We start from the raw sequence: 26635 nt of genomic DNA, 5'->3' as shown, positions 1-26635 counted from the left end.
AGCCAGCCTGCTGCGGGCGGCGATCCGACGATGCTTTTACTTTAAAGGCTGGCGACTTTCTGCCAGACCTTCGGTTTGAAGAACAACGTCTCACCCTTGGCCAACCCGGTCAGGCTGTCGTGGTCTTTCACCACTTCCGCCTCGATCAGATCAGCCTGCCCCTCAACCTTCAACGTCACCCGCGTGGTCGCACCCAGCGGCCGGATATCGCGGACTTCAGCGGCGTGGTGATCCTCCAGCTCATGCCGCGACAGCGACACTTCGTGCGGGCGGAACAGCACGTGATTGTCATCGCCCAGATGCAGACGGTTCGAATCGCCGAGGAAGTGATAGACGAAATCGCTGGCCGGGTTTTCGTAGACGTCGCCCGGTGAGCCGATCTGCTCGATCACACCCTTGTTCATCACCACGATGCGGTCAGCCACTTCCATCGCCTCTTCCTGGTCGTGGGTCACGAACACCGAGGTCAGGTTGATGTCTTCGTGCAGGCGCGCCAGCCAGCGGCGCAGCTCTTTACGCACCTTGGCGTCGAGGGCGCCGAACGGCTCATCGAGCAGCAGCACTTTCGGCTCTACCGCCAGGGCGCGGGCCAGGGCGATACGCTGACGCTGGCCGCCGGACAGTTGCTCCGGATAACGATCCGACAGCCAGTCCAGTTGCACCATGTTCAGCAGCTCGTGGACCTTGGTCGCGATCTGGCTTTCAGTCGGGCGCTGGTTTTTCGGTTTCATGCGCAGGCCGAACGCGACGTTGTCGAACACGGTCATATGGCGGAACAGGGCGTAGTGCTGGAACACGAAACCGACGTTGCGATCCCGCACGTCGTGGCCGGACACGTCCTCGCCGTGGAACACGATGTTGCCGTTATCCGGGGTTTCCAGACCGGCAATGATGCGCAGCAGGGTGGTCTTGCCGCAGCCGGACGGGCCGAGCAGCGCCACCAGTTCACCGCTGTGGATGTCCAGGCTGATGTTGTCCAGCGCCTTGAACGCATTGAAATTCTTGCTGACGTTACGCACTTCGATCGACATGAATTATTCCTCCGCGGCGCTGGCGCGCAGGCGGTTGATACGGTTTTCGCTCCACTGCTTGAGCAGCAGGATGAAGAGCGCCAGGATCAGCAACAGGCTCGCCACGGCGAACGCGGCCACGTGGTTGTATTCGTTGTAGAGGATCTCGACGTGCAGCGGCAAGGTGTTAGTCACCCCGCGAATGTGCCCGGAAACCACCGACACCGCACCGAACTCACCCATGGCCCGCGCAGTACACAGCACCACGCCATAGATCAGGCCCCATTTGATGTTGGGGACGGTTACGTGCCAGAACATCTGCCAGCCATTGGCGCCGAGCAGGCGCGCGGCTTCCTCTTCCTGAGTGCCTTGTTCCTGCATCAGCGGGATCAGCTCACGGGCCACAAACGGCACGGTGACGAAGATCGTCGCCAGCACGATGCCCGGCAGGGCGAAGACGATCTGGATGTCGTGATCCTGCAGCCACGGCCCGAACAGGCCCTGGGCGCCGAACATCAGCACGTAGACCAGACCGGCGATCACCGGCGACACCGAGAACGGCAGGTCGATCAGCGTCACCAGCATGCTCTTGCCACGGAACGAGTATTTGCTCACGCACCACGCGGCGCTGACACCGAACACCAGGTTCAGCGGCACCGACACCAGCACCGCGATCACGGTGAGTTTCAGCGCCGACAAGGCATCCGGTTCAAAGATCGCAGTGAAGAATGCGCCGAGGCCGTTCTTCAATCCCTGCGACACCACGATGAACAGCGGCAGCAGCAGAAACAGGAAGAAAATCAGCCAGCCGAGGCCGATCAGGATTCTGCGCGAAGTGGCGCTGCCACGGCGGGCGGCGTTGGCCGAGGACGCGGCCGCAATAGACGATTGGGACATGGTTCGCGCCTCCTTATGGGGTTTCGATGCGCCGCTGCAGCAAGTTGATCAGCAGCAACAGGACGAAGGAAACCACCAGCATCAACACGCCGATGGAGGTAGCGCCGGTGTAATCGTACTGGTCGAGCTTGACCATGATCAGCAGCGGCAGGATCTCGGTTTTCATCGGCATGTTGCCGGCGATGAATATCACCGAACCGTACTCGCCAACGCCCCGGGCAAACGCCAGGGCAAAACCGGTCAGCCAGGCCGGCAACAGCGCCGGCAGCAGGATGTGGCGGAACACCTGCAACGGTTTGGCACCGAGGCACGCCGCCGCTTCTTCGACTTCACGCGGGATGTCGGCCAGCACCGGCTGTACCGTGCGCACCACGAACGGCAGCGTCACGAAGGTCAGCGCCAAAGTAATCCCGAGCGGGGTGTAGGCAATCTTGAAACCGAGGTCGGCGGCAAATTGCCCGACCAGCCCGGTCGGCGTGTACAGCGCAGTGAGCGCAATACCGGCCACCGCGGTCGGCAGGGCGAACGGCAGATCGATCATCGCATCGATCACCTTGCGCCCCGGGAACGTGTAGCGCACCAGCACCCAGGCCAGCAACGTGCCGATGATGCCGTTGATGATCGCGGCGCACAGCGCGGTGCCGAAGCTCAGCTTCAATGCGGCGAGAACACGGGGCGCGGAGATGATCGTCCAGAACTGATCCCAGGTGAGTTGGGCGGCGTGGACGAACATCGCCGCCAGCGGGATTAGCACAATCAGGCTGAGGTACACCAAGGTGTAGCCCAGCGTCAGCCCGAAGCCGGGTATGACGGGGGAGATACGACGCGACATAAAAGTCCTTGGTTAAAAACGCATCAGTGTGGGAGCGAGCCTGCTCGCGAAGAGGGAGTATCAGTCAACATCCCTGTCGCCTGAAATACCGCCTTCGCGAGCAGGCTCGCTCCCACATGTCTAGTGCCTGGGCATCAGGCTTGTTTCAATCGAGATTACTGCGCCTGATAGATCTGGTCGAACACGCCACCGTCGTTGAAGAATTTCGGCTGTGCGGTTTTCCAGCCGCCGAAGTCCTTGTCGATGGTCACCAGCTCCAGTTTCGGGAACTGCTGGGCGTACTTGGCGGCCACGTCCTTGTCACGCGGGCGGTAGAAGTTCTTCGCCGCGATTTCCTGGCCGGCCGGGCTGTACAGGTGCTTGAGGTAGGCTTCGGCGATCTGCTCGTTGCCCTTCTTCTCGGCGTTCTTGTCGACCACGGCCACCGGTGGTTCGGCGAGGATCGACAAGGAAGGCACGACGATGTCGAACTTGTCCTTGCCGCCGTCTTCTTTCAGCGCCAGGAAGGCTTCGTTTTCCCAGGCCAGCAACACGTCACCCTGACCGTTGTTGACGAAGGTGATGGTCGAGCCACGGGCGCCGGTGTCCAGGACCGGAACGTGCTTGAACAGGGTCTGTACGTATTCCTTGGCTTTCGCCTCGTTACCGCCGTTGGCTTTCAGGCCGTAGGCCCACGCCGCGAGGAAGTTCCAGCGCGCACCGCCGGAGGTTTTCGGGTTCGGCGTGATCACCGAGACGTCGTTCTTGATCAGGTCGCCCCAGTCCTTGATGCCTTTCGGGTTGCCCTTGCGCACCAGGAACACGATGGTCGAGGTGTACGGGGTGCTGGCATCCGGCAGACGTTTCTGCCAGTCGGCCGGCAGGGTTTTGCCGAGCTTGGCGATTTCGTCGATGTCGCCGGCCAGGGCCAGGGTCACGACGTCGGCGCGAAGACCATCGATCACTGCACGGCCCTGCTTGCCCGAACCGCCGTGGGATTGCTGGATTTTCACGGTGTCGCCGGCGTGCTCTGCCTGCCAGTACTTCACGAATTCGGCGTTGTAATCCTGATACAGCTCGCGGGTCGGATCATACGAAACGTTGAGCAGTTCGTAATCCTTGGCAACCGCGGAACCGGCAAACACGGCGCTGGCCAGGGCGGCCAGAGCGTAACGGCGAATCGACGACATGGTGAAAGCTCCTGGAATTCTTGGTGGTGGCTTTTTCTTATGTATTGCTGGAATCGGGTTGCTCATTCAACGACCGCAGCCTGTGGCAGCTTCTGCCAACAGCTCCCCGCAGGAGCTGCCGCAGACTACGAATCAGGCCGGCTTGTTACCCGGTTGCTGCAGACGGAATTTCTCTTTGCGTTCGATCTGGACCACTTGGGCGTTGTGCACAGTGATTTCCACCGCGCCGAAACGCAGGTCGCGCAGGGCGCTCTGGATTTCACGCAAGATGGTGGTTTCGTCCTGACCGTCAACGCTACGCAGGGATGCGCTCATGGTGCTGCTCCTTTGTATGGGATATGCCTGGCAGTGGGCGGCACTGCGTTCGGCGTGGAAGCAATATAAGAGAGGCGCAGATATTCTTAAAAAGACTATTTAAGAATGTTTATATAACTGGAAAACATTATGTGATGCAGCAAGGGTTTGCGGCGGATTTGCCCGTTCGCAAACCCGCTGCGCACAGCCTTCAGCCGATTGCCGGCGCTCTGACCCAGTCGATCTGCGTTTCAGGCACCGGCCGCCCGAACCAGTAGCCCTGCCCCAGATCGCACGCCTGCTCCAGCAGAAACGAAGCTTGCTCGGCCTGCTCGATACCTTCGGCGTGTACCTGCATGCCCATGCTGCGAGCCAGGGCGATGATCACCCGGACAATGGCGGCATCGTCCTCGTCCCACGGCAGGCCGGCGACAAAACCCTGATCGATCTTGAGCTTCTGCACCGGCAGGCGCTTGAGCCGCAGCAGCGACGAATAACCGGTGCCAAAGTCATCGATGGCCAGACGAATCCCCAGTTCGCGCAGGCGATGCATCTGCTCCAGCGCCACTTCCGGGTCGTCCATGACTGCACTTTCGGTGACTTCCAGCTCCAGATAGGCCGGATCGAGGCCGGTATCGTGCAGCACCTGCGCCACCTGTTGATACAACTCGCGGCGGGCGAACAGTCGCGACGAAACGTTCACCGCGACAAACGACAGCACCACGCCGGCCTGTTGCCACTGGCACATCTGCCGACAAGCTTGCTGCATGACCCAGGCGTCGATTTCCGAGATCATCCCGGTACGCTCGGCAATCGGGATGAACTCCGCGGGTGACACCAGGCCACGCTGTGGGTGCTCCCATCGCACCAAGGCCTCGACACCGATCAGGCGGCTGGTCTGCAAGTCGTGGACGGGCTGGTAGTAGACCCGCAGCTCCTGCTGCTCCAGTGCGCGACGCAGTTCGAAGGCGATCTCGACCCGTTGCTGGGCGTGCGCCGTGAGTTCTTCGGTGTACAAGGCGTAGCCGTTGCGGCCGCTGCTCTTGGCCTTGAACAATGCGGCGTCGGCGTTGCGCAGCAGTTGTTCGGCGCTCAGCGCATCGCTGGGAAACAGGCTGATGCCGAGGCTGGCGTTGATGAACAGTTCATGGCCGTCGAGGCAGAACGGTTCCTTGAGCGCATCGAGAATCCGTTGGGCCAGCGCTGCGGCCTGCGCTGGCTGTGGACAACTTTCCATCAGTACCGCGAATTCATCGCCACCGAGGCGCGCCAGGGTGATGCCCGACCCGAACAGCGCCTGCAAACGCACGGCGACCGACTTGAGCAGGCGATCTCCGATGTTGTGGCCGAGGCTGTCGTTGATCAGTTTGAAGTGGTCCAGATCGATCATCAGCAGCGCGCAGCCGCGCTTGTGGGTCTGCGCCGAAGCCAGTGCCTGCTCGGCGCGGTCGCTGAACAGCAGGCGGTTGGGCAGGTCGGTCAGCGGGTCGTGGTGGGCCAGGTGCTTGAGCTCGTGCTCGGAGTCCTTGATCGCGCTGATGTCGGAAAACACCGCGACATAATGACTGAGCCGACCGTCCTCGTCGCGAATCACCCGGATGGTTTGCCACTGTGGATAAATTTCACCGCTCTTGCGCCGGTTCCAGATTTCGCCGCTCCATTCATCCTTCGCCTGCAGCGTGGCGAACATCGCCTGATAGAAACCCGGAGGATGGTGCCCGGACTTGAACAGGCTGGGCTGCTGGCCAATGACTTCTTCACGCTGGTAGCCGGTGATTTCCATGAAGGCGCGATTGACGTGCACGATCAGCCCCTGGCGGTCCGTGACCAGCACGCCTTCGCGGGTGCAATCGAACACCGCCGCGGCCTGACGCAGGCGTTCGCGATCGGCCTGACGCTCACGCAACCGGGCACCGATGCCCAGGCATTCGAACAGGCGGGCCCGGGCAAGAAAGATCAAACCGGCGCTGAACACCACAAAGGCATAGCCGTTGATCAGTTGCCAACGCAGCAACTGATCAGAGCTATCGAAGAAACTGTTCAATAAATAGCCAATGCCTTGCAGCCAGACAACGGCAAGAACCAGGTAAAGCAGCGCTGCACGCAAGGCATCGCGGTATGTGGCAGACATTCGGCCGTCCATGTCCCTACAAAAATGTCGGGATTATAGGTCAAGAAACATCCAGCCATCTCTTATCTGAAAGGGCGACTGGTTTTATCTGTGTGCTTGGTGATAATGCAACGGCTGTTTTTTCTCTATCGAGGGCCCTATAGCCTATGTGGTACGAAGGTTTTCTTGGCTTGTCGGCCTGGTCACTGGTCGCCGTGACCCTGCTGATGACCCACGTGACGATTGTTGCCGTCACGGTCTACTTGCACCGCTACTCGGCCCATCGCTCCCTGGAGCTGAATGCCGGGCTTAAGCATTTCTTCCGCTTCTGGCTGTGGCTGACCACGGCGCAGAACACCCGCGAGTGGACCGCCATCCACCGCAAACACCACGCCAAATGCGAAACCGAGGATGACCCGCACAGCCCGGTCGTCAAAGGCCTGTCCACCGTCCTGCGCAAAGGTGCCGAGCTGTACCGCGAAGAAGCACAGAACCCCGAGACCCTGCGCATCTACGGCAAGAACTGCCCGGAAGACTGGATCGAGCGCAACCTCTACAGCCGCTATCGCCTGCTGGGCATCGCAATCATGGCGGTCGTCGACCTGATGCTGTTCGGCACCATCGGTATCACTATCTGGGCGATCCAGATGATGTGGATCCCGGTCTGGGCCGCCGGCGTGGTCAACGGTCTCGGCCATGCCATTGGCTACCGCAACTTCGAATGCCGTGATGCCGCGACCAATCTGGTGCCGTGGGGCATCCTGATCGGCGGCGAAGAGCTGCACAACAACCATCACACCTATCCCAACTCGGCCAAGCTGTCGGTCAAGAAGTGGGAGTTCGACCTCGGCTGGGCCTGGATCCAGGTCTTCAGCTTCCTGCGTCTGGCCAAGGTGCAGCGCGTTGCGCCGATCGCCCACCGCGTCGAAGGCAAGGGCAGCCTGGACATGGACACCGCCATGGCGATCCTCAACAACCGCTTCCAGATCATGGCCCAGTACCGCAAGCTGGTGATCGGGCCGCTGGTCAAGCAGGAACTGGCCAAGGTCGATCATTCGGTACGCCACCAGTTCCACCGCGCCAAGCGTCTGCTTTCCCGTGAAACCAGCCTGCTGGAGGACCGCCACCACGCGCGCATCCAGAACATGCTCGAGCACAGCCAGGCGCTGAAGGTAATCTACGAGAAACGCCTGGCCCTGCAGCAGATCTGGGTCAAGACCAGCGCAAATGGCCACGACATGCTTGCGGCCATCAAGGAATGGGTCCACGAAGCCGAGGCCAGTGGCATCCAGTCCCTGCGCGAATTCGCCGACCAGCTGAAAACCTACTCGCTGCGCCCTGCCGCCGTCTGATGCCGTTGATCGGTGCGCCCGGCTCCCGGGCGCACCCTTCGGAACTTCACCCCCGATCCCTTATCTCAAAGACACTTCGCCACCCCGGCGGGCTGTCCCGTGGCCGTTGTCGACTTCCCGGCACGCCCTTTGAGATCCGTGTCGATGGTCAACAACAATCAAAAAGACTCATCCCTTCCCCAGTGGCCCGAGGCCGCACAAACCCTGATGGCATTGATGCACGCCCAGGGCGAAGTCGCGCGCCTGAGCGAACGCGAACAGTTGTTCAGCTCGCTGCTGGTCAGTGTCAACGCCGTGCTTTGGGCCTTCAACTGGGAAACCCGTCAGGTGTTGTACGTCAGCCCCGCCTATGAACGGATTTTTGGCCGCTCGGCAGCCCTGCTGCTCGCCGACTACAACCAGTGGCGCGACAGCATCTACCCCGACGACCTTGAGTACGCCGAGCGTAGCCTCGCCGAAGTGCTGCACAAGGGCGCCGTGGAAGACCGCGAATACCGGATCATCGACGCCAACGGCCAGGTGCGCTGGATCAGCGACAAATGCTTCATCAACCGCCAGGAAGAACCGGGGCAACCGGTGATCATCGTCGGCATCGCCGAGGACATCACCGAAAAAAAGCAAATGGAAACCGAGCTGCAGCGTCTGGCCACCACCGATGTGCTGACCCAAAGCAGCAACCGTCGACACTTCTTCGAATGCGCCAATCGCGAGTTTGAAGAGGCCCGCCTGCAGGGGGCGCCACTGGCATTTCTGCTGCTGGACATCGATGACTTCAAGGTGATCAACGACACCTACGGTCACCCGGAAGGCGACAACGTACTGCAACGGATCGCCGAATGCGGGCGTGCCTCGCTGCGCCGGGGAGACCTGTTCGGACGGATTGGCGGTGAAGAGTTTGCTGCGGTTTTTCCGGGCTGTGCGCCGGACATGGCGATGCAGGTGGCCGAGCGGCTGCAACAGGAAATCCAGCGATTGAGCTTCAGCCACGGCGAACAGACGTTCGGCATCACCGTCAGCCAGGGCCTGACCAGCCTCACCCCGGAAGACGAAAGCCTCGACGCCCTGTTCGCCCGGGCCGATGCAGCGATGTACGAGGCCAAGCGTCAGGGCAAGAACCGGATCATCTCGGCCTGAACACCGCGCTGATGCAGGACAAGCGCTATTTGCGCATCCGCATCAGCTCCGGCAAGCCGATCTTGAGCAAGCGCGCCGTACGGCTCTTCGCCAGCTCCTCGACGCCCTCGTGCTCGGTCAGCCGCGCCATCTGCGCCGCCATGTTCATCACCAGCGCCTCACGGGAATACACCCCGCCACCGAGCTGGTAGACCGAGGCAATCAGCTCGCGCAGCTCCAGTGGCAGGCGCCAGCGGGTACGCAACGCCGAGCCGTAGGCCGCACCGAACTCCGCCAGCGCATCGCCGACTTCTTCCAGTTCATCCAGCTCGCCGCCGGCCTGCTTCCACTCCTGCAAACAACGCAGCAGTGCCAGATCGCCGAGACGATGGAGCATACCGGCGCAGTAACAGCGCTCCTGATCCAGGTCGAGCAGACGCGCCAGGGTGCGCGCGTATTCAGCGGTGTGCAGCGACAGGCCCCAATAGCGCTCCGCGTAGTCCGCCAGACACGGATCGCTGAGTCTGGCGCTGCGCTTGAGCGCCAGGCCAAGAATCAGATTCATGCTTTGCCCGGTGCCCAGGCGATGCAGCGCCTGGGCCAGGGTCTGTACCGCCGCGCCGTGGTGCTGAGCGGCGCTGTTGGCCGCTGCGATCAACACCGCAGTGATCTGCGGGTCGGTGCGGATTTCCTCTTCCAGCAGCTTCAGATCCAGCCCGTTGGGGTGGAGGCTGCGTTTGACTGCCACTTGCACGTCGGTCATCAACGGCGCGCCGTCGGCCTGCTCGCGACGACGCTCGAGGAACACCGACAGGGTCATGCCCGGCGCCAGTGCGGGCACTTCGCAGAATACTTCCTGACCGGCATTGAGCAGCAGCCCCTGCAAACGCTCGGTCAGGCTTTCCATGTTCAGGGGTTTGGCCAGATAGGCCGTGGGGGCCAGCGGCAGGGCTTCACGGACGCTGGCGCTGTCGTTGCGGCTGCTCATCAGAATGAACGGCAACGGCGGATTGCGTTTGCGCTGGCGGACACTGCGCAACACATTCAAGCCATCGACGCCAGGCAATTCCCAGTCGACGATCGCCAGGTCATAGGGCACTTCGCCGAGCAGAGACATCGCCTCCTGGCCATCGGCGCACAGATCCAGCCGCGCATCGCAGCGCACGTTGAGCAAAACCTGTTTGAGCAGGTCACGAGACCAGGGGTCGGCCTCGGCAATCAGGACTCGGGGTACAGCGGGTAATTCGACGGCAGTCATGCTCGCCCTCCCTAGCAATGCTTGAACCTTAGCCAATGCTGGCGATTCGATACAGCTCGAATGCGGGGTATGTGTTTCAGCAAGCGTAAAAAAACCCGCCGAAGCGGGTTTTTTGTCGATCCGATCACACAGTGCCCGGCATTACAGCTCCGAGAAGCACTCTTCGATGATCGCCAGACCTTTGTCCAGTTGCTCGTCCGGCGAGGTCAGCGGAACCAGTACGCGCAGTACGTTACCGTAGGTGCCGCAGGACAGCAGGATCAGGCCCTTGTCACGTGCCTTGGCCACGACAGCAGCAACTGCAGTCGGGTTTGGCTTGTGGCTGTCGCCGTTTTCGAACAGCTCGACAGCGATCATGGCGCCCAGGGCACGGACTTCGCCGATCACCGGGTACTTGGCCTGGATGGCCTTCAGGCCGGTGACCAGACGCTCGCCGACAGCCTTGCAGCGATCCAGCAGTTTTTCTTCTTCGAACACTTCCATCACGGCCAGAGCAGCGGCGCAAGCGATCGGGCTACCGGCGTAGGTGCCGCCCAGGCCGCCTGGAGCGATGGCGTCCATGTATTCGGCCTTGCCGCAGACACCGGCCAGCGGGAAGCCGCCAGCGATGGATTTGGCGAAGGTGGTCAGGTCGGCAGCAACGCCCATCTGTTCCATGGCGAAGAAAGTGCCGGTACGGCCTGCGCCGGTCTGCACTTCGTCAGCGATCAGCAGGATGCCGTGCTGGTCGCACAGGGCACGCAGACGCTTCATGAACTCTTTCGGCGCGACGTAGAAGCCACCTTCACCCTGAACAGGCTCGATGATGATCGCGGCGATGTCTTTCGGCTCGGCGTCGTTCTTGAAGATGCGCTCGATGGAAGCGATCGAGTCGTCGATGCTCACGCCGTGCAGTTCGTTCGGGTACAGCGCGCGGAAGATGCCGCCTGGCATCAGGCCCATGCCGGCCGAGTAAGGCACGACTTTACCGGTCAGACCCAGGGTCATCATGGTGCGACCGTGGTAAGCGCCGGTGAAGGCGATCACGCCAGCGCGGCCAGTGGCGGCACGAGCGATTTTCACGGCGTTTTCAACGGCTTCGGAACCGGTGGTCACCAGCAGGGTTTTCTTGGCGAAGTCGCCCGGTACGCGAGCGTTGATTTTCTCGCACAGCTCAACGTACGGCTCGTAAGCCAGAACCTGGAAGCAGGTGTGGGTCAGCTTGTTCAGCTGTTCGGTCACGGCGGCGATGATTTTCGGGTGCACGTGGCCGGTGTTCAGCACGGCGATACCGCCGGCGAAGTCGATGAACTCGCGACCTTCAACGTCGGTCACGGTCGCGTTCTTCGCGGACTCGGCGAAGATCGGGTGAATCTGGCCAACACCACGTGGAACAGCGGCGATACGGCGGGCCATCAAGTCAGCGTTAGTCTTGCTCATTACAGTCCTCATTCACCGCTCATCGGGCGGCGTGGTTCAAGGATTAAGCGGGAGGAATCGGCGGTGGCAGCATGCGATGATCGACTGCCACGGCGTTCCCGGCCGCAGAGAAAATTCCGGTTTGAAACGACGCAAAGGGACAGCGCTCTCGTGCCCTTTGCGTTTACAGCGATCTTCTACCGAGGCTTAGATGCCCAGGCAGAGGTATTTGATTTCCAGGTAATCTTCAATGCCGTACTTGGAGCCTTCACGGCCCAGGCCCGAAGCCTTGATGCCGCCGAATGGCGCGACTTCGTTGGAGATCAGCCCGGTGTTGACGCCGACCATGCCGTATTCCAGGGCTTCCGCCACACGGAACACACGGCCCAGGTCACGAGCGTAGAAGTACGAAGCCAGACCGAACTCGGTGTCGTTCGACATCGCAATCACTTCGGCTTCGTCTTTGAAGCGGAACAGCGGCGCCAGCGGGCCGAAGGTTTCTTCCTTGGCCACTGCAGCATTTTTCGGCACGTTGGTCAGGATGGTCGGCTCGAAGAAGTTGCCTTCCATCTGCTTGCCACCGGCCAGCACGGTGGCGCCTTTGGCCACGGCGTCGGCGATGTGTTCTTGCACCTTGGCCACGGCTTTCTCGTCGATCAGCGGGCCAGTGGTGGTGCCATCTTCCAGACCGTTGCCGATCTTCAGTTTGGCCACGGCCGCTTTCAGCTTCTCGGCGAACGCGTCGTAGACCGAATCCTGAATGTACAGACGGTTGGCGCAGACGCAGGTCTGGCCGTTGTTGCGGTACTTGGAAATGATCGCGCCTTCGACGGCCTTATCCAGGTCCGCGTCGTCGAACACGATGAACGGCGCGTTGCCGCCCAGTTCCAGGGAAACTTTCTTGATGTCCTTGGCGCATTCCGACATCAGCTGACGGCCGATTTCGGTTGAGCCGGTGAAGGACAGTTTGCGCACGATCGGGTTGCTGGTCAGCTCGCTGCCGATGTCGCCGGCGCTGCCGGAGACCACGCTGAACACACCTTTAGGGATACCGGCGCGCTGGGCCAGTTCGGCCAGGGCGAAAGCGGAGAACGGGGTTTGCGAAGCAGGCTTGAGCACCATGGTGCAACCGGCGGCCAGGGCCGGGCCCGCTTTACGGGTAATCATCGCCGCCGGGAAGTTCCACGGGGTGATGGCGGCGGTCACGCCGATCGGCTGCTTGATCACGATCAGGCGCTTGTCCGGCTGGTGGCCCGGAATCACGTCGCCGTAGATGCGCTTGGCTTCTTCGGCGAACCACTCGATGAACGAAGCGGCGTAGACGATTTCGCCCTTGGCTTCGGCCAGTGGCTTGCCCTGCTCCAGGGTCATCAGGCGAGCCAGGTCTTCCTGGTTCTCGATGATCAGCTCGAACCAGCGACGCAGTTTGCCTGCACGCTCCTTGGCGGTCAGTGCACGCCAGGCCGGCAGCGCTTTGTCGGCGGCTTCAATCGCGCGGCGGGTTTCGGCAGCACCCATCTTCGGCACGGTGCCGAGGATTTCGCCGGTGGCCGGGTTGTTGACCTTGATCGTCTGACCGTTGTCCGCGTCGACCCAAGCGCCATCGATGAAGGCTTGCTGGCGGAACAACTGGGTGTCTTTAAGCTGCATGTCGGCTTCCTTAACAGCACCGCGGCCAGCGCGGAGCAAAATTATGATTGTAGAAAGGCGCCTCGCAAGGCTGCCGTCAGGGAAATCATTCACCGGGCTCAAGCACCTGAATAGTGCACGGTTGCAAACACGTGCGGCTCGGCACCCGATCAAAGAGCGTTTGAAATCTCAAACGGATCCTAGGATCAAAGGGGGTAAAGGACAATAGGTCGTTCGAAAAAAAGAACAAAAACGCCGCTTTTGCCGGACTTTTCAGATCAACGAGCAACAAGCCTGCGCCGCAACGAAACCTTAGTTCAGTCCCGCCAAAGCGCCAAGCGAGCCTTTTGCAAGACGTTACAGCTTTATGGAATGCAGCGCTTTCGACCGACACGCGCACTGACAATCAGCGCCAAAACCCGGCATGGACGCCCCGAGCCGACCTAGGTATGATGTCGCCCGCTGCACCAGTAGCTCAGCTGGATAGAGTACTGCCCTCCGAAGGCAGGGGTCGTGGGTTCGAATCCCGCCTGGTGCGCCATGAACAGAAACGAAAAAGCCTCAGGCCGAAAGGTCTGAGGCTTTTTTGTGCCTGCTGGTTGGCGACTCACTCCGTCGTCCAGTCAAACTCGTCATATTCATCATCGTCTTCGTCGTCCTCGATCCACTCGTCATCAAGAACGTCTTCCTCCGAATCCTCTTCTGCCTGCTTGGCCAGAAGAAACTCCTTGCGACTCTCCGTCACAGCTCGCCGCAGTTCCTCACCCTTGACCGGGCAGTTGAGCATTTGGGCGATGCGGTCGATTTTTTGGGCCACGGCATCCTCCTGCGCATCGGCAATGAACCGATAGTGCGCGTTTTTGCGGGGCAATGCCAAATGGCTGGTCGATCAACCGGTCAGTTCTGGCGGATTTGTTCGAGGCGCAGGTCCAGATTCACGCTCGGGTAACGCTTGTGCAGATTGTTGTACAGGGTATCGGCAGCCTGAGATTGACCGGATTCGCGCAGGCGAAGGACTTCGCGCAGTTGCTCATCGAGGCCATTGGCCGGGGCAGCAGCGCGTTTGCTGACTTTGGCTTCGTCCGCCCTGTCGGCGCTGATCGATTCGCTTTGCATCGGTGCGGCCATTTCCGCCATCGGTGCAGGCGCAGGCGCGGACAGCGCGCCAGCAGGGGCTGACAAGGTCCGGGATTCGATGGACTCCTTGCGGGCCAGTGGCGCAGCAGGTTTGGCAGCGGGGGCAAAATCGTAATGAGCCACAGGTTCCGGGGCGCGCTGCACCAGCGACAGCATCAGCGCGATACCGACCAGACTGGCGAAAGCCACCTGATAACGCGGGGTCTGGCAAACCTTGAGCCAACGCTGCCACAAGCTCGGTTTCGGTACCGGGACCTGGCGATGTGCGGCGCTGATAATCAATGCGTCGAGCTTCGCCGGCGGCTCGCCGTGCTGTTGCTCGCGATAATGCTTGAGCAGTTGCTCTTCGGGTGTCTGGCGGGTGTCCGTCATGTCAGTACCTCCTCGGCCAGCAGCCGACGCAGTTTTTGCTGGGCATAGCGCAAGCGGCTCTTGACGGTTTCCAGCGGTGTTTCGGTGAGGCTGGCGATTTGCGCCAGGTCGAGGTCGCCGTGGGCGCGCAGCAGGAACACTTCGCGCTGGTCGGCAGGTAGGGTTTGCAGCGCGCTGTCCAGGCGCAGGCTGTCGCGGCTGAGACTCAGCAGTTGTTCGGGGTCGCTCGCGTCGTCACTGACCGCATGGGTCTGTTCGTCGTAGCTGTCATGCAACGACTGATGGGTGCCGTGCTTGCGCCAGTGATCGATCAGACGATTGCGGGCAATCTGAAACAACCAGGTACGAAAAGTCGCCCGACCTTGTGGCTGACTGGCGCTGCGGATCAGGCTCAGCCAGGTTTCCTGATACACCTCTTCGGCCAGCTCCGGCTTGCCGCTCAAACCGAGCAGAAACCGGTACAGGCCCTGACGGTGGCGGGCGTACAAGATCTCGAACGCCTTGCCGTCGCCCTCGCGATAACGAGCAAGCAGCGATTCGTCGCTGCTGGCATCAAGGCTGTCTGCGCTGGCAAACAGCTGGCTGATAAACCCCTTCAGGCGGCTCACTATTCAATCCGTCGCTCGGTCGGCATCGCGTTGGACGCAGTCGAAGTCCGCAAGCTCTGCGCCAGTTCCACCAGTTGCACGAACTCGTTGCGCAGGCCGAAGCGATCATCACCACGGGCGCCTCGGGCCAGTACTTCGGTGTCCTTGAAGCTGAAATCACCGGTGTAGCGGCCGTCCTTGAGTTGCTGGGAAAACGCGGCGACGGCGGCGGCAAATCGCAGATCCTCGCTGGCCGGCGCGACTTCATTGGCAATCGGCCGCTCGATCAGCAGACTTTTCCCACCTTCGGGCTTTTGATATCGCACACGCAGCATCGCCAATTCTCCGTTCTTCCCGGAAATAGCCGGCTCCGACTTACCGTAACGCAGCGGCTCCAGCCAGCCCTTCTCGCCTGTCGGGACAATTTCATACAGCGCGGTCACCGTATGGCCTGCACCGATTTCACCGGCATCGACCTTGTCATTGCTGAAATCCTCACGCTTGAGTGCGCGGTTTTCGTAGCCGAGCAGCCGGTATTCACTGACCTGCGCCGGGTTGAACTCCACCTGCAACTTGACGTTTTTCGCCACCACGGCGAGGGTCGAACCGAGCTGATCCACCAACACCTTCCGCGCTTCACGCAGATTGTCGATGTAGGCGTAGTTACCGTCACCGGCATCCGCCAGTTGCTCCATCAGGTGTTCATTGTAGTTATCCACACTGAATCCCAGGGTGGTCAGGGAAATCCCTGTCTTGCGTTTATCCACAGCCATTTGCTTGAGGCTGTCGAAGTCGCTGACGCCGACGTTGAAGTCTCCGTCGGTGGCCAGCAGGATGCGGTTGATGCCGTTGGGGATGAACGCTTGTTGCGCCATTTGGTAGGCCAGTTCGATGCCGGAAGCACCCGCGGTCGAGCCTCCCGCCGTCAACTGCTCGATGGCTGTGCGAATTTTCGCTTTTTCCCGTCCGGACGTCGGCTCCAGCACCACTCTGGATTCGCCGGCATACACCACCAGTGAAACGCGATCCTGCTCGCGCAGTTGATCGACCAGCAGCTTCAGGGTGCTTTTGACCAGAGGCAGACCTTCGCGACGGTCCATCGAGCCGGACACATCCACCAGAAACACCAGATTGGCCGGGGCCAGCTCCGCCACGGCGCGATCGGACGCCTTGATGCCGATGCGTAGCAAACGGGTGTGCGGATTCCACGGAGTGGCCGCCAGCTCCGTGGTTACACCAAAAGGTGAGCCATCAGTGGGCAACGCATAGTCGTAGGGAAAATAATTGACCATCTCCTCCAGCCGTACCGCGCCTTCCGGCGGCAGGCGTCCCTGATTCAACAGACGGCGGACGTTGGCGTAGGCGCCGGTATCCACATCGGCACTGAAGGTCGAGACGGGCGTTTCGGCAACGCTGTGGATCGGGTTATCGGCCAGGGTTTCGTATTGCTCGCGCGGCTCGGCGCGATAGTCCTGTGGATAACTTTCCCCGGCGGGCATCGGTGCAAAACTGGCCGTCGGCGCCGCCAATGCACTGCGCTTGGCCAAAGAGTGATCGGCCATGACCGCTTCTTGCTGCACCACGGGTTTCGAGGGGAGCTGTGCCGGTGGCGGCACGGCGGCGGATTCCGGGCTGGAAGAAACACCGCAACCGGCGACGACCAACAGCACACCGGCAGCCAGGGGTCGCAGAAGCATCGAAGGAAGAGACATGGGGGCTGACCTCGAGGAAGAATTGATCCATTCAACCTCTGAGACGGACAGCCCTTTCAGTTCGGGTTAAACGCCGCCGACATTTTTTTCAGCGGTGATAACGCCGCACTGCACTGCTGTTGCGCAGCACATGGCCTTTGATTTTTTCCAGCAACTGGGCACGGGTCAGGCCGGCCGGCAAGGCGTCGGGGGCCAGGTCCAGGGCGTAGATCTGGATGATGTAGTGATGCGCGCTGTCGCCGGTCGGCGGGCATGGGCCGACATAGGTGGTCGTGCCTTTGCTGTTGGTGCCGCCCAGGCCTTCGAAAGTCGGCTTGGTGCCACTGCCGGCCGGGATCTGCCGGGTCGTGGCCTTGATGCCGTAGTGAACCCAGTGATCGACGCCCAGGCCTTTCTGGCCGTCCGGATCATGCATCACGATGGCATAGCTCTGGGTCGCGGCCGGGCCGGCGTTCCAGCTCAGCGCCGGGGACAGGTTCTTGCCGCCACAACCCGCGGCGTCACTGGCCGCCGCCGCGGTGAACAGACGGTTGTCCGAAACACCGGGAATGCTGAGGGTGAAACGCTCTTGGGCCTGCGCCGGAAACTGCACGCAAAGGGCGACGGCAACGGCCGCCAGCCAAGGGTTGAGAGAGGTCAATCGGGTCATTCCGGGAGCACCTTGTGCAGTTGGGCCGTCTTCGGCCTGCAGACTATAGCTGTACCGTTCGTGCCGTGGCAGTGGCAAATGACGCCCATTGGTATCACCGCGCTTACAGACGGTTCGTCGGCTCACGGTTATCGTCGTCCTCGGCGTGCAGAAAGATCACCCGCGGATGCTCCAGCGGCGCCAAGGGTGGCGGCAGTTCCGCCGGCTCCACCGGCCACAGGTGAGGCACCACGTGACTGACGTCACCGTCCTGATTGTTGTGGATGGTGATGACACCCGGGCTGCGCAGCTTCTGCAGGCGGTCATCGCACAGCTTGAAGCTTTTGCTCAGGCCGTCATCGTCGACCACCGGGGCAGCCAGGCGACGCTGGGCGAAACTGCGGCTCTTGCGCTGTTGATAACGGGCCCAGGAAATCAGGATCACGGCGTTGACCAGCGCCACCCACAGATAAACCTGCAAGGTGCCCAGCGCTTCGAACGCCGAGTTGTCGATGCGCGGCCCGCCGGCATGGGTTTCGATCAGCGGCCACAGCCCACGCACCAGCAGATACAGCAGGCCAACCCAGGCCAGCACCGTGAGGATCACGTCGATCACCACCAGGAATGGCCGCTGGCGGGTCCGGATGATTTTCATTTGATGACCTCCTCTTCGTCGTCGCCCGCCGGTTTGATGCCCCGGTCAGGACTGACCCAGCGCGCACGCTTCTGATGCTGGCCGAACAGCACCTTCGGAAAGCTGACCAGCGTGGTCAGCAGACTGATGAACCAGAACACCAACGGATACCAGACCACCCAGAACATGGTTCTGCCCAGACCCGGCTCATAGCGTCTGTCGATGATGATGCTGACCGCGAACTGCACCAGGCAGACAAACGCCAGCAGCAGCCCGGTAAAGGCCGGCGGCATCAGGTGATGGACTGCAATCGCATCGGGCAGAACCACGAACTTGCCGACGGCCCAGAAGATCACCGACAACAGAAAGGTGAAGGCCCAACCGGTCGACAGGCAATATTCGAACAGCAGCGGCCACAGATAACGGTGACGGTACTGCCAGATCCCGCGAATGTTCTTGAACAGCACTTCGGCACCGCCCTGGGCCCAGCGCAGGCGCTGCTTCCACAGGCCGCGCAGGGTTTCCGGCATCAGGATCCAGCACAGGGCGCGGGGCTCGTAGAAGATGCTCCAGTGGTCCAGTTGCAGTTTCCAGCTGATGTCGATGTCTTCGGTGATCATGTCCGGGCTCCAGTAGCCGACCCGGTTCAGCGCGGTGCGACGGAACGCGACGATCACACCGGACACGGTGAAGATCCGCCCGAACACCCGCTGGGTACGTTTGATCAGGCCGATGATCGACGAGAACTCGCCGACCTGAACTCGCCCGACCAGGGTCGAACGCGTACGGATCCGCGGGTTGCCGGTCACCGCGCCAAGCCGTGCGTTGTCGAGCATCGGTGCCACGAGGTAAGCAGCGGTGTTCGGCGCCAGCAGCGCGTCACCGTCGATGCACACCAGATATTCACTGCGCGCCGCAATGGCGCCCATGCGCAGGGCCACGGCCTTGCCCTGGTTTTCCGCCAGGTGCAGCACCCGCAGCCGTGGGTCTTCCTTGGCCAGCGCATCCAGCACTTGCGCGGTGTTGTCCTTGGAACCGTCGTTGATCGCGATGACTTCGATGTTCGGGTAATGCTGGGCCAGAGCCGCGTGAATGGTGTCGGCGGCGTTGTCGCCCTCGTTGTAGCAAGGGATCAGGATCGAAATCAGCGGTTCGCCTTCCAGCGGTGGCGGCAGCGTGTCGTCCTTCCAGGGCCAGTGCCGCTCCCAGTGCAGCCAGAAATACAGGCCGCCGGAAATCCACAACCCGGACATGAACAGCGGGTAGAAGAACACGAAGTCCATCAGGAATTGCCCGGTGACCAGGAAGATCAGCCCCAGCGGGACGCCGAGGACGATCGCCAGAACAAGCAGGGCCAGCAGTCTATCCAGCATGTCATGGGTTCCATTTGTTGGAGAGCGCAGGCCGCACGGTTTTCAGGTCCGGCAGGTTCTCGAGGAAATTGTCCGGGTAGTAGCCGAAACTCGTCGCGCCCTGACGCTTGAGGCGGCCCATCCAGTCGGCCAGTTGTGCACCGTCGATGTCGGCCTGGTCCTTTTTCGTCCAGTCCCGGGCCTGCAATTCGAATACCGTGCGATCCAGCGCACCGGGGCGCTGCTTGATCTTCGCCACCAGTTCTTCCAGCCACGGGCCGGATTGCGCATGGGTCTGTTTTTCCATGAGCGGCATGGCCATCGGCGCCGTCCAGTCGTAGCTCACGAGGAAGTCGTCGAGGTTCTGTGCGAACCACGCTTCGCTCTCGGGGTTGAGAACCGGCTCGGCGAAGATGTTGCGTGCGGTGAGCACTTGAGGGCCACGGATCGCCCGGACCTTGGCGGTCAGTTCGTTGGTGAAGTCGATCAGGTAACGGCTCTTGAACCGGGTCCAGCGCTGCATGGCCGCCGGATCGTCACGCAGGGCGGCAATCGAGCCCGGCAGACCGTGGGCAACATAGGCCTTCAACGCTTCGGGGCTGGCGTCTTCGAAATCCGACAGCACGGCGTCGTCGTGGTAGAGAATGCCGTCGACCGAGGTCAGGCGCGCCACGTCTTCGTAGATCTCACCGATGATCCGCCGCACCTCGGGGTCGAACGGCGACAGTCGCTTGTACTGATCCGGATCGACAGCAGTAGTGCCGGTCTTCGGATCCCAGCGCGTGACTCGCGGCAGTTTCGAATCCAGTGCAAAACTCAGCACCGGCATCCAGGCGAACACTTTCACGTGGGCCCGGGTACGCAGCTGCCAGGCGACACGGTCGAAAATGTCGGCACGCACCGGCAGATGACGGTTGGGGAAATACAGCGAATGCACCAGGCCATCGCCTTTCGGATCGGCGAAGGCTTGCAGGAACACGGTGTTGGCGCCCATGTCGGCCATGCGCTGGATCAGCTTGCCGAGGTTCACTTCCTGCTGCGCCGGATCCGGGTCATAGACGTTGTCCAGATCCACGTGCACCACACGCATGGCGAAGTCCGACTGCACCGCGACGATGCTGTTGGCGAAATGTTCGCCATCCGGGTCGGACGCGACGAGGAATCGTGGGCTGCTCATCAGGTTGTCGAGGGCATCGAGACCGTCGTCGAGGGTCAGGGCCATTTCGTAGCCCTGCTCGCTCACCACCGTCAGCGAAGTGCCGTCCGCCGTGCCGTAAGGCCAGACCCAGACCCGTGGCTTCTTGCCGGTGGCCTTGCGGATTTTTTCCGAGATGGTGGCCACGTCGGTGCGGATACGCGCCTGGAAATCCGCCTCGGACTCATAGCGCTTGGTCACCGGATCGTAACGCCGGGTCGCGGCCGCCGGCTGCATGTTGCCTTGCGGGTTGGCGAGGATGCCTTTGTGGCTGGCGTCGGTGTGGGCGGCGATTTCCACCAGGCCGGACTGCGAGATTTCGCGCACCTGATCCCAGGTCAGGAAGTCGGAACGCGGGCGCATGGCGCCGGCAAAATCCACCGGCTGATTCAGCGGTGTATCGATCCAGACGCCCACCGGTGCCAGCAGCGCATGCCAGTTATAGGCGCGCAGCACCGGCATCACACGGGTGTAGAAACTCGCGTAGCCGTCATCGAAGCTGAGCAGAATGGCTTTGGGCGGCAGTTCCGGCCCGCCCTTGCGCGCGGCCATGATCTGATCGACCGTCACCGGCTTGTAGTTGTTTTCCCGCAGCCACGCCAGTTGCTCGATCATGCGTTCGGTGCGCACCGCCACCACGGCCTGATCGGGATCACGATCCTCGACGTCGTGATAGGCAATGCCCAGCACATGGTTTTTCGGCCATGGCTTTTCATTGGCCGCCAGCGGACGCTCGGACGGCGGCGCGAAGGCCGGGGCTTGCTGGGCGCAGGCGCTGACCAGCAGCACTCCCAGCAGAAGGATGAAACGCGAAATCAAAGGCATCTTCAAACTCTTCTAGAAGCGGAAAGTGAGGTCGACGAGCAGACGCAGATCGGTTTCCCGATCACCGTCGTAGGGCCGGTTGATCACACTGAACAAACCGCCCACCTCGAATACGTCGTTCCAGGCATAACGCTGGCCGTAGCCGAGCATCGCCATGCCGCCGGTGCCGTGGTCACGCTGGCTGTACGTACCCGCACCGGCCTGGAACTGCTGGCTCCAGGAGGTTTCGTAGCGGTGGTAGAGCACGTGGTTGACGTTGACCGTAGGCATCACGCTGAAGTCCGCCTTCGGGTTGTAGTAAGGCACGTCTTCGGAATTCGAGTTGTGGCTGGTGCTGACCTCCAGACCGGCATCGACCTGCACATGAGTCGTGCTGTAGACGCCCTCGCGTCCGGTCAGCAAGGCTTCGACGCGGTTGTTGCCGTCGCTGAAGTGCGACGGGCTGACCGACAGTTTCCACTCGCGGCTTTCATTGGCGCGCCAGCGGATGAAACCGCTGCCGCCGTTGGCCTTGATGTTGCTGTTCAATGCGCGCAGCGGGGTATCCGTCGACAGGTATTCAAGGCTGCCGCCGTACTGCCAGTTGTCGTTGATGTCCCGGGCAATCGCCAGACGCGCGCCCTGCTTGTCGCCATAACCGTAGGAATGGTTGGAGACTTCCGCTTCGAGGGTCATGTCGCGGGTACGGCGCTCCAGACCGACACGCTGGAAGCGGTGATTGCCGGTGCCTTCAGCGAAGTCGCCAGTGGCATAACCGATCCCCGCGAACACGCGCCAGTCTTCATCGATCGGCGGGCTGTACAACGTGCTCTGGATGCCGAAGTCCCGGCTGCCGCTGACCGCGCCGGCATTGCCGCCGCTGCCGCCATTGGCCTTGCCGCCGTAGGCTTCGACGCGCAGCTCGGACATGTCATGCACTTCGCGCTCGCGGGCGGCACGCTGCACCTGACGGTTGTCCGGGAAACGCTCGACGACGTCGTCGGTCAGCGCATCCATCTGCCGCCACTCCTGAAGGGTCATGGCGGTGCGGGCCTGAGCGACTTCCAGGCCCATGTCCCGGGGCACCATGCTCTCGACTTCCTTGAGCTGACTTTCGGCGCGACGCGGCCATTGGCGGGCCAGATACAGATCGGCCTGGGACAGGCGCAAGCCGACGTTGCCCGGCGCCTGATCGACCAGCGTCTGCAAGCGATCCTCGCCATGAGGCAGGTCCGCGCCGTAGGTGCCGGCGGCCTGGGCCGACAACAGTTGAGCATCCATCCAGTCGTCGCTGGGGTTGCCGATGGGCAGGCCTTTGAGTTCGACGCGCGGTTTCTCGTTTTTGGCCAGGTCTTCGGCAACCTTGCGTGCGTCCTCGGCACGGTCGCTTTCCAGCAGCGAGTAGTACAGCGCGGTGGTGTCTTCGAGGCGATCACCGGCATCGGCGTCCGGTGCCGAGAGCACCTGGCGATACAGGTCGGTGGAGACTTCCGGTTGACGCTGATCCAGATAGGACGCAGCCACCCAGCGCAGGGCGTAGGTCGGAATCTTCACGCCTTCGGCTTGCAGCTTCTGGTATTCGGTAATCACGTCAGCCGTGCGCGCCCGGGCCTTGAGGGCGCCCATGCGGTCGATGCGCCAGCGGGTCACGTCATCGTGGGCGCTGGCGTCGGGGGTCCAGGTGGCGAGCAGTTTGTCGTAGTCGGCCAACGCACGGTCGGCGATCACATAACGTTCTTTTTCGCTGCGGGTGGCGAATTCGGCGAGGCGCACGCGTTCGGCAGCCAGGTCGCCTTCGAGACGGCGCAGGATCACCGGATCGATCAATCCCGGACGCTGGTTGGCCAGGCGCAGTGCAGGCTCGGGCAGGCGGGCCTTTTGCAGGGCGACCACGTATTCACGGGCCACTTCCGGTTTGCTGCCGGCGCGAACGAAGGCCTGATCGTATTCGAACAGTGCGTCGTATTGTTTGCCGGCACGGGTCAGGGCATAGCCCAGTGCGAGACGGCGGGAAGGATCGTCAGGCTTGGCGGCAACCAACACTTTGGCGCGGGCCACGGCTTCATCAGGTTTGCCGGAATCAGCCTGAGTGAGCGCCAGACCCAGTTGCAGGTCGGCATTGTTCGGCTCCAGCGCCAGGGCCTTGTTGTAGACCTCGGAGGCCTGATCCCAGCGCTTGAGATTGCGATAGGCCCGGGCGGTGGCGGTCAGGGCCTGGATCGGCAATCCGCGACCGCGCCCCTGAGTCTCGTAGACCTGCACCACTTCGGCGTCGAGTCCGGCCCAACTGGCGATTTGCAGGTGATCGCTGATCTGCCCGGTGGAGGCTTGGGCCGGCGGCACCTGACGCAAAGCGGTCAGCGCAGGCGTGTAATGCCCTGCCCGGGCATCGAGCACCATTTGATCGTAGGCCGTATCGGCCAGCGCGAGCGTCGGCCAGAGCAACTGGCTGCACAGCGCGACTCGAAACAAAGGGCGTAAACCACGATGTAATACGGGAACATCAGTACGCGGCATTCGTCAGCATCCTTACATGGCCAGCCGGGTTGCAATGCCCCCCCTTGCCTGATTCGTAACGGAGGCCAAGTCGCAATCACTCGGCCAAGCTAATCCAAGCAGTCTTGCACGCAAGCGTAGACCAATATTCAGAACACAATATTTGTTCAGATTCATGACCGGAAACCCGGGGGCTCGCTGCAAACGCGGACTCCAGACAGCAAAACGCCCGGCATCTGCGGGAGGCAAAGGCCGGGCGCTGAGGTGTTGCGCGGGAGTTTTACTGTTCCTGGCTGACGCTGACGCCGGCAAATTTGCTCATCAGGAAACCGACGAATTGCTCCACGGTCATCTTCTGGCCATTGAACTCCACCTGATTGGCGGCGTAGTGCAACTTGGTCGTCACATTGGTGCCATCCAGCGTTGCCAGCTGCGAACCCACGGCCATGCCGGAGAACATGTCGGCGGCGGCGCTGGCCTGGTCAACGATGGCTTTGGCGTCGGTCTGACCGTCGATCTGGGCCTGTACGCTGAGCAGATCCACCAGCATCGGCTTGGACACCTGTACATTGAGGTCAAGCAGGGCGATCAGCTGTTTGCCCAGTTGATCCGGTGGCAGGTCCATCGAGGCCGGTTTGGTCAGGTCGAGCACCAGGTTGGCGCGGCTTTCACCGTTGGCGGTTTTCAGCGAAAGGTCTTCCAGCGCCAGTTGCGGGCCGGCGGCCAGCAGTTTCTGCATGTCAGCCTTGACCTGGGCGGACTCGGCTTCGGTCAGGTTCAGCTCGGGCGCCGGCAGGCCGGCGGCGGTGGCTTCGGCGGCAGCTTTTTCGTACGGCTGCAGCTTGGTCTGGTAGATCTGCATCAGCGACAGGGCCGACGGAATGTCGAGGTTTTTCAGGCTCATGGCCAGGTTGGCCGAGCCGATTTTCTTGTCGTTGAGGGTCACTTCGCCGATTTTGTAGTCGGCACGACCGGAGGCGTTGCTGCCGTTCTCTTCGGTGAGGTTCTTCATCTCGAAGTTCTTCACGCCCAGCACCGACTGTTTGGCACCGAAAGTGGTCTTGCTGCCGGTCAGCTCGAGGGTGTTCTCGCCGGTGTAGTAGCCGTAGCTGCTCTTGTTCAGGTTGCTGGCCAGGGTCAGGCCGTTGAGTTCTATCTGCACCGGCGCCTGATCTTCAGCCACCGTGGTCAGGTGCAGGCTGTCCATGTAGCCGTTGGCTTTGACTTTCTGTGCCTGGGCGCTGGCGGAAATGTCCATGTTCAGACCGGAAAACTTCAGGCTCGACTTGTCGTCCAGCGCGGTTTCCAGCGGCAGCAGTTCAATGTTGCCAGTGGTGGACTGGTCATAACCAATGTTGACCACACCCTTGAGTGGCGCAGCGCCCTTGGTGGCGGCGAACCATTTTTCAGTGACCGGGGTCTTTTCCAGCTCGTAGTGACTGGTGGCCATGACCGGCAGCCATTTCAGCGAGACCAGACGCGAGAACGGCAGCGGGCCGTGTTCGATGTGGTCGACGAACAGCAGCTCGACCGGCGCTTCACCGAACATCTCGCCCTCGCCCTTGAGGCGGTAATGCGCGGTGCTGCTGAAGGTGTGACGCTCCAGCGATACCAGCTCCAGCGACGCGCTGCCGTTGGAACCGGCCATGGCGGTCTGCAGCTCTTTGTTGGCGTCGACGACGGCGTTGTTGAGCACGCCTTCAATCTTGGTGCCCGTATACCAGGCCCCGCCGACGCTGATGGCGCCGATGGCAACAACGATTCCGAGAAGCACGCCTGCTGATTTATTCATGAATGACCTGATCGATTTCCGTGGCTGAAAGTGTGGTCGTCTTCCGTGAACCCGTGACCGGGCCGTGGCTCGACTCCGCTGAATTTAGCGGTGGAGATTAGCACTGGCCGCGCGGGGCGGCCCAATGTTTAAAGGTTAAAGAGTGTCCACGGGATGTGGACAGACAAAAAGATCGCCGGGTTCGGCGATCTTTTCGGGATCAGGAATATTGGACCTCGATCTCGTCGAGCTGATGATCGAAGCTTTTCAGCCTCGCGGTCCAGGTGTACACGAGCACCTCGAAATCCCGGTCGATCACCGCCCCGCCCGGGCCGTCGTTGCGCGGGTCACAGAAATCCAGTTGATAGCGCTCGCGGGCCATGGCCGTGGCCACGTCGGACAGCTCACGGGCATTGTTCAACCAGTGCCAGCCGTCATCGGCGACTTGCCTGTCGAGTTCCAGGCATTGTTTTTTCAGGGCTTCGAGGCTTTTTTCCAGCGGGGTGCCGGTGAGTTCGCCCATGACCTCGGCGAAGGTGCGGCCCGGTTGCCAGTAGCTGCCCCAGAAGTAGCGGTCGAACACGGTTTCGACTTTGCGCAAGGCGACTTTGGTGTCCCAGATCAGCAGCAGGGTCTTGCTTTGTTCAAGCTGTCGTTTCTTGAGCTTTTGCACTTGCACCAACGACCAGGCCACCACCACGATCGCCATCACGGCGATCAACGCGGTCGCGCTGTCGAGGAAGACCATCGCCTTGTCGATCTGATGGGCCAGCATAATGCCGTAGAAATAGGTGGCAGACAGCAGCACCAGTGCGACCAGCGCGCACCAGAAGCCGAGAGCGTAAGGGTTTTTCATTATTGGTTTCCCCTAGACCTGCGCTAGCA

Annotated in this window: 22 protein-coding genes and 1 tRNA gene; 3 read left to right on the top strand and 20 right to left on the bottom strand. The window is 61.6% G+C overall.

From position 1 onward, the window contains the following. Positions 1–41 precede the first annotated feature (41 nt). The 6 genes from DXT77_RS17515 to dibA form a co-directional block, all read right to left on the bottom strand. Complete coding sequence (locus DXT77_RS17515; protein WP_119428565.1) at positions 42–1031, bottom strand: sulfate/molybdate ABC transporter ATP-binding protein; 990 nt, start codon at positions 1029–1031, stop codon at positions 42–44. Positions 1032–1034: 3 nt separating this feature from the next. Beyond that, positions 1035–1907, bottom strand: coding sequence for a sulfate ABC transporter permease subunit CysW (gene cysW, locus DXT77_RS17510; protein ID WP_011331905.1), 873 nt, complete (start codon positions 1905–1907; stop codon positions 1035–1037). Positions 1908–1920: 13 nt separating this feature from the next. Continuing rightward, positions 1921–2739: a sulfate ABC transporter permease subunit CysT gene (gene cysT / locus DXT77_RS17505; protein WP_007952818.1), complete on the bottom strand. Its 819-nt coding sequence runs from the start codon at positions 2737–2739 to the stop codon at positions 1921–1923. A 155-nt stretch (positions 2740–2894) separates the two neighbouring features. Further along, positions 2895–3908 (bottom strand): sulfate ABC transporter substrate-binding protein, encoded by a 1014-nt coding sequence (locus tag DXT77_RS17500; protein WP_065257482.1) that lies wholly within the window; start codon positions 3906–3908, stop codon positions 2895–2897. 132 nt (positions 3909–4040) lie between these two features. Continuing rightward, entirely contained in the window at positions 4041–4223 is a 183-nt protein-coding gene (oscA, locus tag DXT77_RS17495; protein WP_085733386.1) for a sulfur starvation response protein OscA, read from the bottom strand. Positions 4224–4413: 190 nt separating this feature from the next. Next, entirely contained in the window at positions 4414–6333 is a 1920-nt protein-coding gene (gene dibA, locus DXT77_RS17490) for a phosphodiesterase DibA (RefSeq protein ID WP_119428564.1), read from the bottom strand. 146 nt (positions 6334–6479) lie between these two features. Between dibA and desA the strand changes: the two genes are divergently transcribed. Beyond that, the gene (desA, locus tag DXT77_RS17485) at positions 6480–7664 is read left to right on the top strand and encodes a delta-9 fatty acid desaturase DesA (RefSeq protein ID WP_119428563.1); all 1185 of its coding nucleotides are present in this window, start codon (positions 6480–6482) and stop codon (positions 7662–7664) included. A gap of 144 nt (positions 7665–7808) precedes the next feature. Then, positions 7809–8798 carry a sensor domain-containing diguanylate cyclase gene (locus DXT77_RS17480; protein WP_119428562.1) on the top strand — a complete coding sequence of 330 codons (990 nt, stop codon included), beginning with the start codon at positions 7809–7811 and terminating at the stop codon, positions 8796–8798. A gap of 25 nt (positions 8799–8823) precedes the next feature. Here DXT77_RS17480 and DXT77_RS17475 read toward each other — a convergent pair whose 3' ends face one another. The 3 genes from DXT77_RS17475 to gabD all read right to left on the bottom strand — a co-directional run bounded on the left by DXT77_RS17475 (position 8824) and on the right by gabD (position 13083). Then, positions 8824–10035 carry a response regulator gene (locus DXT77_RS17475; protein WP_114880967.1) on the bottom strand — a complete coding sequence of 404 codons (1212 nt, stop codon included), beginning with the start codon at positions 10033–10035 and terminating at the stop codon, positions 8824–8826. Positions 10036–10176: 141 nt separating this feature from the next. Further along, entirely contained in the window at positions 10177–11454 is a 1278-nt protein-coding gene (gene gabT, locus DXT77_RS17470; RefSeq protein ID WP_119428561.1) for a 4-aminobutyrate--2-oxoglutarate transaminase, read from the bottom strand. Between the two features lie 186 nt (positions 11455–11640). After that, positions 11641–13083, bottom strand: coding sequence for an NADP-dependent succinate-semialdehyde dehydrogenase (gene gabD / locus DXT77_RS17465; protein ID WP_085712649.1), 1443 nt, complete (start codon positions 13081–13083; stop codon positions 11641–11643). A 443-nt stretch (positions 13084–13526) separates the two neighbouring features. On the opposite strand from gabD, the gene DXT77_RS17460 reads away from it, so the two are divergent. Next, positions 13527–13603 (top strand) — tRNA-Arg (locus tag DXT77_RS17460). Positions 13604–13669: 66 nt separating this feature from the next. Here DXT77_RS17460 and DXT77_RS17455 read toward each other — a convergent pair. The 11 genes from DXT77_RS17455 to DXT77_RS17405 all read right to left on the bottom strand — a co-directional run bounded on the left by DXT77_RS17455 (position 13670) and on the right by DXT77_RS17405 (position 26606). Next, entirely contained in the window at positions 13670–13939 is a 270-nt protein-coding gene (locus tag DXT77_RS17455) for a hypothetical protein (protein ID WP_256662972.1), read from the bottom strand. Between the two features lie 20 nt (positions 13940–13959). Next, positions 13960–14571, bottom strand: coding sequence for a hypothetical protein (locus DXT77_RS17450; protein WP_119428559.1), 612 nt, complete (start codon positions 14569–14571; stop codon positions 13960–13962). Next, positions 14568–15149: an RNA polymerase sigma factor gene (locus DXT77_RS17445; protein ID WP_256662976.1), complete on the bottom strand. Its 582-nt coding sequence runs from the start codon at positions 15147–15149 to the stop codon at positions 14568–14570. The genes DXT77_RS17450 and DXT77_RS17445 overlap by 4 nt, the downstream gene beginning before the upstream one ends. 29 nt (positions 15150–15178) lie before the next feature. Continuing rightward, positions 15179–16870 (bottom strand): VWA domain-containing protein, encoded by a 1692-nt coding sequence (locus tag DXT77_RS17440; protein WP_119428557.1) that lies wholly within the window; start codon positions 16868–16870, stop codon positions 15179–15181. Positions 16871–16958: 88 nt separating this feature from the next. Beyond that, complete coding sequence (locus DXT77_RS17435; RefSeq protein ID WP_085712643.1) at positions 16959–17519, bottom strand: YbhB/YbcL family Raf kinase inhibitor-like protein; 561 nt, start codon at positions 17517–17519, stop codon at positions 16959–16961. Between the two features lie 103 nt (positions 17520–17622). Further along, a complete protein-coding gene (pgaD, locus tag DXT77_RS17430) occupies positions 17623–18153 on the bottom strand; it encodes a poly-beta-1,6-N-acetyl-D-glucosamine biosynthesis protein PgaD (protein WP_119428556.1) in 531 nt (176 codons plus the stop codon). Beyond that, positions 18150–19505 carry a poly-beta-1,6-N-acetyl-D-glucosamine synthase gene (gene pgaC / locus DXT77_RS17425; RefSeq protein ID WP_119428555.1) on the bottom strand — a complete coding sequence of 452 codons (1356 nt, stop codon included), beginning with the start codon at positions 19503–19505 and terminating at the stop codon, positions 18150–18152. The genes pgaD and pgaC overlap by 4 nt, the downstream gene beginning before the upstream one ends. A 1-nt stretch (position 19506) precedes the next feature. Further along, complete coding sequence (gene pgaB / locus DXT77_RS17420; RefSeq protein ID WP_119428554.1) at positions 19507–21504, bottom strand: poly-beta-1,6-N-acetyl-D-glucosamine N-deacetylase PgaB; 1998 nt, start codon at positions 21502–21504, stop codon at positions 19507–19509. A gap of 12 nt (positions 21505–21516) precedes the next feature. After that, positions 21517–24000 carry a poly-beta-1,6 N-acetyl-D-glucosamine export porin PgaA gene (gene pgaA, locus DXT77_RS17415; RefSeq protein WP_119428553.1) on the bottom strand — a complete coding sequence of 828 codons (2484 nt, stop codon included), beginning with the start codon at positions 23998–24000 and terminating at the stop codon, positions 21517–21519. A gap of 259 nt (positions 24001–24259) precedes the next feature. Then, complete coding sequence (locus DXT77_RS17410) at positions 24260–25771, bottom strand: YdgA family protein (protein ID WP_119428552.1); 1512 nt, start codon at positions 25769–25771, stop codon at positions 24260–24262. Between the two features lie 199 nt (positions 25772–25970). After that, the gene (locus DXT77_RS17405) at positions 25971–26606 is read right to left on the bottom strand and encodes an NADH:ubiquinone oxidoreductase subunit N (protein WP_085733402.1); all 636 of its coding nucleotides are present in this window, start codon (positions 26604–26606) and stop codon (positions 25971–25973) included. Positions 26607–26635: the final 29 nt, after the last annotated feature.

Source organism: Pseudomonas sp. 91RF (assembly GCF_003576265.1).
Classification (GTDB): Bacteria; Pseudomonadota; Gammaproteobacteria; order Pseudomonadales; family Pseudomonadaceae; genus Aquipseudomonas; species Aquipseudomonas kribbensis.
Note: the sequence above shows the minus strand (reverse complement) of the source record. Positions and strands in the feature narration are given on the sequence as shown.